Source organism: Saccharothrix sp. NRRL B-16314 (assembly GCF_000716595.1).
Lineage (GTDB): Bacteria > Actinomycetota > Actinomycetes > Mycobacteriales > Pseudonocardiaceae > Actinosynnema.
The window spans coordinates 1-327 of sequence record NZ_JNXC01000209.1 but is presented as its reverse complement, the minus strand read 5'-3'; the positions used below and the strand labels follow the sequence as shown (position 1 = coordinate 327).

General features: G+C 72.5%; 1 protein-coding gene. It reads right to left on the bottom strand.

The features are described 5' to 3' along the window. Positions 1–276 (bottom strand): MBL fold metallo-hydrolase (locus OQ02_RS39680; RefSeq protein ID WP_033443841.1); only part of this gene is annotated, 276 nt, incomplete at its 3' end. Between the last annotated feature and the right edge of the window lie 51 nt (positions 277–327).

The following is a 327-nucleotide window of genomic DNA, read 5'->3' as shown; positions in this document are numbered from 1 at the left end:
CAGCGTCAGATGTGTATAAGAGACAGGCTCCAGACCGCCGACCGTCACCACGTCCCCCGCGCCGAGCCCCTCGTCGCCCAGCCGCAGCGCCGGATCCAGGGCCCGTACGGCCGTCCCGGTCAGCTCCGCGAAACGGGCGGCGCCCTCCGCGTGGTCCGGGTGGCCGTGGGTGAGCAGGGTGAGCGCGACCCGCTTGCCCAGCTGGGCGGCGCGGATGGCGGCGACGTAGCCGCCGGGGCCAGCTCCGAGTACGACGACGTCGAAGCGGTCTGACATGACTGACTCCCGAGGGTGGTGAGGGTGTTCGGTCCGCGTACGGGCCCACAG